Source organism: Bacteroides sp., from assembly GCF_029057325.1.
GTDB lineage: Bacteria > Bacteroidota > Bacteroidia > Bacteroidales > Bacteroidaceae > Bacteroides.
The window spans coordinates 1-5,722 of sequence record NZ_JAICZW010000083.1 but is presented as its reverse complement, the minus strand read 5'-3'; the positions used below and the strand labels follow the sequence as shown (position 1 = coordinate 5,722).

At 52.8% G+C, this 5,722-nt stretch carries 5 protein-coding genes and 1 tRNA gene; 4 read left to right on the top strand and 2 right to left on the bottom strand.

Annotated features, from left to right (window positions below):
- Positions 1-192: 192 nt before the first annotated feature.
- A tRNA-Met gene (locus K2G43_RS05020) sits at positions 193-265 on the bottom strand.
- A gap of 216 nt (positions 266-481) precedes the next feature.
- Here K2G43_RS05020 and K2G43_RS05015 point away from each other — a divergent pair.
- From K2G43_RS05015 to K2G43_RS05000, 4 genes are all read left to right on the top strand, one after another.
- Positions 482-1,069 carry a TetR/AcrR family transcriptional regulator gene (locus tag K2G43_RS05015; protein ID WP_297642631.1) on the top strand — a complete coding sequence of 196 codons (588 nt, stop codon included), beginning with the start codon at positions 482-484 and terminating at the stop codon, positions 1,067-1,069.
- 30 nt (positions 1,070-1,099) lie between these two features.
- On the top strand, positions 1,100-1,846 hold the full coding sequence (gene fabG / locus K2G43_RS05010; protein ID WP_297642632.1) for a 3-oxoacyl-[acyl-carrier-protein] reductase: 747 nt from the start codon (positions 1,100-1,102) through the stop codon (positions 1,844-1,846).
- An 11-nt stretch (positions 1,847-1,857) separates the two neighbouring features.
- Positions 1,858-2,529, top strand: coding sequence for an RluA family pseudouridine synthase (locus tag K2G43_RS05005; protein WP_297642633.1), 672 nt, complete (start codon positions 1,858-1,860; stop codon positions 2,527-2,529).
- A 171-nt stretch (positions 2,530-2,700) separates the two neighbouring features.
- A complete protein-coding gene (locus tag K2G43_RS05000; RefSeq protein ID WP_300153283.1) occupies positions 2,701-5,238 on the top strand; it encodes a S9 family peptidase in 2,538 nt (845 codons plus the stop codon).
- A 334-nt stretch (positions 5,239-5,572) separates the two neighbouring features.
- Here the strand turns inward: K2G43_RS05000 and K2G43_RS04995 are convergent.
- A partial coding sequence (locus K2G43_RS04995; RefSeq protein ID WP_300153286.1) for a helix-turn-helix domain-containing protein occupies positions 5,573-5,722 on the bottom strand: 150 nt, incomplete at its 5' end.

Genomic DNA, 5,722 nt, shown 5'->3' with positions numbered 1-5,722 from the left:
GAGTAGTGGATGAGAAATTCTTCCTCTTTAGACTGGCTAAGATTTATGCATACCCCCAATGATTATCGGGTGAGCCGTCTTCTCGAATGTGCCGTTTCGTCAGACTCGCTTTCAGAAGCGTCTTTCTGGGAATCCTATAACACTCTTAAAAGAAAAAAGGAGATGCGTTTTCACGCATCTCCTTCTGCTTTGTTGCGGAGGCCTGACTCGAACAGACGACCTTTGGGTTATGAGCCCAACGAGCTACCAACTGCTCCACTCCGCGATGTTGTTGTTTTGTGAGTGCAAAGGTACGGCTTTCTTTTGAATAAACAAATAAATTACTATTATTTTTCAAAATAAATTAGTAGTCCTTCCTTTTGTGTGTCGCATAGTCTGCTGCTATATTTCTTTCCAATGTTAATAAAATGTTCATTTTCTTGTAGGGTATGCGGAAATGTCTTACTTTTGCTCAATTATTAAAGGATTGTGCAATTAGACTATGGCCGTATCGAAGACAAAAGCTAAATTAGTGGATGTTGCCCGTCAGCTCTTTGCCAAGATGGGTGTCGAGAATACCACGATGAACGATATTGCCCTTGCTTCTAAAAAAGGTAGAAGAACTCTTTATACCTATTTTAAAAGCAAGGAAGATATCTATATGGCTGTGGTTGAGTCTGAACTGGACATCCTCTCAGACATGATGGCGCGTGTGATGGAGAAGAATATCCAGCCGGACGCGAAGCTGATGGAGATGATTTACACCCATCTGGATGCAGTGAAGGAGGTGGTTTACCGTAACGGGACGCTTCGTGCCAACTTCTTCCGCGACATCTGGCGGGTGGAGAAGGTGAGGAAACGCTTCGACGCTAAGGAGATTTCCCTCTTCAGGGAGGTGTTGCGCGAGGGGATGGAGAAAGGCATCTTCCACATAGACGATTTGGAGATGACAGCTGCGATTGTGCACTACAGCGTGAAGGGCATCGAAGCGCCCTATATCCGAGGCCACATTGGCGCCTATCTGGACGACGGGGTGCGCGACACCTACGTCACTCGTCTGGTGCTGGGTGCTTTGAGAAGAAATTGTTGAAAATATATACATTCTTAAATAACAAATAATATGGGATTATTAGAAGGAAAAACAGCCATTGTAACCGGAGCCGCACGTGGCATCGGTAAGGCTATCGCTTTAAAGTTTGCTCAAGAAGGAGCCAATATCGCATTCACCGACCTGATGATTGATGAAAACGCCGAAGCCACAGCCAAAGAGCTGGAAGCGCTGGGAGTAAAGGCAAAAGCCTACGCCTCCAATGCCGCCAACTTTGAAGATACGGCAAAGGTGGTGGAGGAAATCCACAAGGACTTCGGACGCATTGACATCCTGGTGAACAACGCGGGCATCACGCGTGACGGACTGATGATGCGCATGAGCGAGCAGCAGTGGGACATGGTCATCAACGTGAACCTGAAGTCCGCGTTCAACTTCATCCACGCCTGCACGCCCATCATGATGCGCCAGAAGGGTGGAAGCATCATCAACATGGCATCCGTGGTAGGTGTTCACGGCAATGCAGGTCAGGCAAACTACGCTGCTTCCAAGGCAGGTATGATTGCTTTGGCGAAGTCTATCGCACAGGAGCTGGGCTCTCGCGGCATTCGCGCCAACGCCATCGCTCCGGGCTTCATCATGACAGCGATGACCGATGCCCTCTCCGACGAGGTGAAGGCTGAATGGTGCAAGAAGATTCCTTTGCGCCGTGGCGGTACGCCCGAAGACGTGGCGAACATTGCCACCTTCCTGGCTTCCGATATGTCTTCCTACGTGTCCGGTCAGGTGATTCAGGTAGATGGCGGTATGAATATGTAATTAAAATAACAATGACTGTCGTTTACGAAGACAATCATATCATAATAGTCAACAAGACCGCTTCCGAGATAGTCCAGGGAGACAAGACGGGCGATACGCCGCTTTCAGAAACCGTTAAGCAGTATCTGAAGGAGAAGTACCAGAAGCCCGGCAACGTCTTTATCGGTGTCACTCACCGGCTGGACCGCCCCGTGAGCGGTCTTGTTATTTTTGCCAAGACCAGTAAAGCTCTCTCACGCCTGAACGAAATGTTCAAGAATAGTGAGGTGAAGAAGACCTATTGGGCGGTGGTGAAAAACCGTCCCCCGAAGGAAGAAGGGGAGTTGGTGAACTATTTGATACGTAACGAGAAACAGAACAAGAGTTATGCCTACGACACGGAGAAGCCGGGCAGCAAGAAAGCGGTCCTGCGCTACCGGCTCATCGGGCACTCGCAGAACTACCACCTGCTGGAAGTGGACCTCAAGACAGGCAGGCATCACCAGATACGTTGTCAGCTTGCTAAGATGGGATGCCCCATCAAAGGCGACCTGAAGTACGGCTCGCCCCGCTCCAATCCCGACGGAAGCATCTGCCTGCACGCGCGGTCGGTCCGTTTCGTGCATCCGGTGTCGAAGGAGGTGATTGCGGTGGAAGCGCCCGTTCCTGCTGGCAACCTTTGGAACGGGTTTGAGAGGATGTAGCTGGAAGGAGTTATCAGTCCGAAAGCGGGTTTAGGAGCTAAAGGCCGATACTCCTGCGTGCGGTTTCCTATAAGCAAAATTATTGGTTTATTGGCTTTTAACTCCTGATAGCTCCTTCTAGCTCCCGATACCTCCTTTAAAAAAAATCAAACGACTAATAACAGAAAAACAATGAAGAAAATCGCAATTTTATCGGGCCTGCTGCTCCTTTCCGGATGGTCGGCACAAGCCCAGGAAAAAATTACCGAATACAACGTGCGTCCTGCCGTTGTGGTGCGGAATCCCCTGCAAGGAGACAGCATCAACTTCAAAGGTGACAAGTTTACCATCAACAACCTGCTGAAAACCCGGATAAGCCTGGATTTCGACAACCGTTCCTGTGAGCGGATTGCTGCCGACACCGCCGGCTACGTGACGGTGCAGAAGGCGGACAAGGACAACCGGTTCTACCTGTTTGCCACCCGCCTGCGTGCGGAACGCTTCCTGAAAGGCAAGCTGAACATCTATTCGCCCGCCCGTTTCGAGGTGTTCGTCAACGGCAAGTCCAAGCAGGTGAAGAGTACGGCGGAAGACAGCCTGTCGCAAGTGCGCCCCACGGCGGTCAGTCTGCGCATGGAGCCGGAAGCCGACTATGAAGTGGTCATCAAGCTGCTCTCCGCTGCCGATGACAAGGCGGTGTCGGTGCTGAAATGCGAGTTCGAGAAGGATAAAGAGTTTGTTGACGTGGCGTGCCTCATGTCGCCCGACCTGAAGCGTCGTCTCTCTCTTTACAACACGAACTTCGGCTCGCGTGTGAACTGGGTATCCCTTTCGCCCGACGGCAAGTATCTGCTGACCCGCTACACGGACAGCTATGACGTGAAACGTTCCAACAGCCATTGCGAACTGACCGAAGTGAAGACCGGACGGATGCTGCTGCCCGATGCCAACGAGCAGATGCGTTGGATGCCCCGCAGTAGCAAGCTCTACTACACCGTGCAGGGCAAGACCGGGAACGACCTTGTGCTCTTCGACCCCGCTACCATGCGCGAGGAGGTGCTCCTGAAAGACATCCCCGACAACTATTTCACCTGGTCACCCACGGAAGACTACCTGATATACAGCCTGACGGACGAGGGCGAGAAGGTGGAAGGCCCGTTGAAACGCCTCCACCATCCCGATGACCGCATCCCAGGCAACCGCAGCCGCCGCTACCTCGTGAAGTACGACCTGGCAACCGGGCTCTCCGAACGCCTCACCTACGGCAGCCATAGCGTCTATCTGAACGACATCTCGCCGGACGGGAAGAAACTGCTGTGCAGCACTTCCAAGCCTAACATCACCCGTTGCCCCTTCTCGCTCTCCTCGCTGTACGAGATAGACCTCGCTACGATGCAGGCAGATACGCTGGTGTCGTGGGATGCCTACGTGAACGGCGGTTCCTACTCGCCGGATGGCAAGCAACTGCTGCTGACCGGCAGCCCCTCCGCTTTCAGCGGCATCGGAAAGAACTGCGGCGACCATCCCATTGCCAACGACTTCGATACGCAAGCTTTCCTCATGGACCTGGCTACCAAGAAGGTAGAGCCCATCACGCGTGACTTCAACCCCACCGTCTCCCCCTTGCAGTGGAACCGTGCGGACGGCTGCATTTACTTCAACACTACCGATGGCGACTGCGCGCACATCTACCGCTACACGCCCAAGAACGGCAGGTTTGAGATGCTGCCGCTGGAAGAGGATGTCATCTCCTCCTTCTCATTGGCAAAGGACAACCCGGCGGTGGCTGCCTATGTGGGCGGCGGAAACACCAGCACCGGCGTAGCCTACCTCTACGATGCCAAGAAGAAGGCTTCCACCTTGCTTGCCAACCCCATGAAACCCATCTTCGACCAGATAGAGCTGGGCAAGATGGAAGAGTGGAACTTCACGGCGGCAGACGGCACGGAGATAAAGGGCATGATGTGTCTGCCTCCTTCGTTCGATCCGAACAAGAAGTACCCGCTTATCGTCTATTACTACGGTGGTACCACGCCCACTACGCGCGGCATCACTTCGCCCTACAGCGCACAGCTGTTCGCTTCGCGCGACTATGTGGTCTATGTCATTCAGCCCAGCGGTGCCATTGGCTACGGGCAGGAGTTTTCTGCCCGCCACGTCAATGCGTGGGGTGACTACACGGCTGACGAGATTATCGAAGGCACCAAGAAGTTCTGTGCCGCCCACCCGTTTGTCAACGAGAAGCGTATCGGTTGTCTGGGCGCTTCCTACGGCGGCTTCATGACGATGTACCTGCAAACGAAGACCGACCTCTTTGCCGCTGCCGCCTCACACGCCGGCATCAGCAATGTCACCAGCTATTGGGGCGAAGGCTATTGGGGCTACTCTTACAACTCCGTGGCTGCCGCCGACAGCTACCCCTGGAGTAAGCCCGACCTCTTCACCAAGCACGGTGCCTTGTTCAATGCCGACAAGATTAACACCCCGCTCTTGCTGCTGCACGGCACGGTGGACACCAACGTGCCCATCGGCGAGAGCATCCAGCTCTACAACGCCCTGAAGATTCTGGGCAAGCCGGTAGAGTTCATCACTGTGGATGGCGAGAACCACTTCATCCTCGACTATGACAAGCGTGTGCAGTGGCACAACTCTATCATGGCATGGTTTGCCCGCTGGTTGCAGGACAGCCCTGCGTGGTGGGACGACCTCTACCCCGAAAGGCACTGGTAAGCCGATAAGCTGATAAAAGAAAAGCCGTTCTCCGGAATAGACAAAGGGAGAGCGGCTTTTTTTATGTAAGACTTGCGCCTGAAAAATGAAAACATGCTTTCAATGCGGTGCTTTTATTAAACGGCTCTTTGGGTTGAGGCACGCTTGTGCGCTGTTTTGCAATATGTTGATTATCAGATGCGATTAAGTGGTTTGACAGACACTTGTGTTCAGCGTGACAAAGACTTGTGTCTGTCGCGACAAACACAAGTCTTTGAGACGACAGACGCTTGTGTCTGTCAAACAGAAGTATAATGATGAAAAAAGAGGGGAGAAAATGGCCTGCTTTTTCCGTTCATTCCGATAGTTGGTAGAGTTTCAGTTTATTGTATAGCGTCTTGCGGTCTATACCCAGTAGCAAGGCGGCACGGCTCTTGTTGTTGCCCGTCTGCCGCAGGGCTTCGATGATTTGCTGTTTCTCTGCCTCTTCGTTGCGGAGGGGGAG

What these genes read in the sequence shown, in the direction of transcription:
- K2G43_RS05015 (WP_297642631.1), top strand. Translation starts at nt 482, where the DNA reads ATGGCCGTATCGAAGACAAAAGCTAAATTAGTGGATGTTGCCCGTCAG.
- fabG (WP_297642632.1), top strand. Translation starts at nt 1,100, where the DNA reads ATGGGATTATTAGAAGGAAAAACAGCCATTGTAACCGGAGCCGCACGT.
- K2G43_RS05005 (WP_297642633.1), top strand. Translation starts at nt 1,858, where the DNA reads ATGACTGTCGTTTACGAAGACAATCATATCATAATAGTCAACAAGACC.
- K2G43_RS05000 (WP_300153283.1), top strand. Translation starts at nt 2,701, where the DNA reads ATGAAGAAAATCGCAATTTTATCGGGCCTGCTGCTCCTTTCCGGATGG.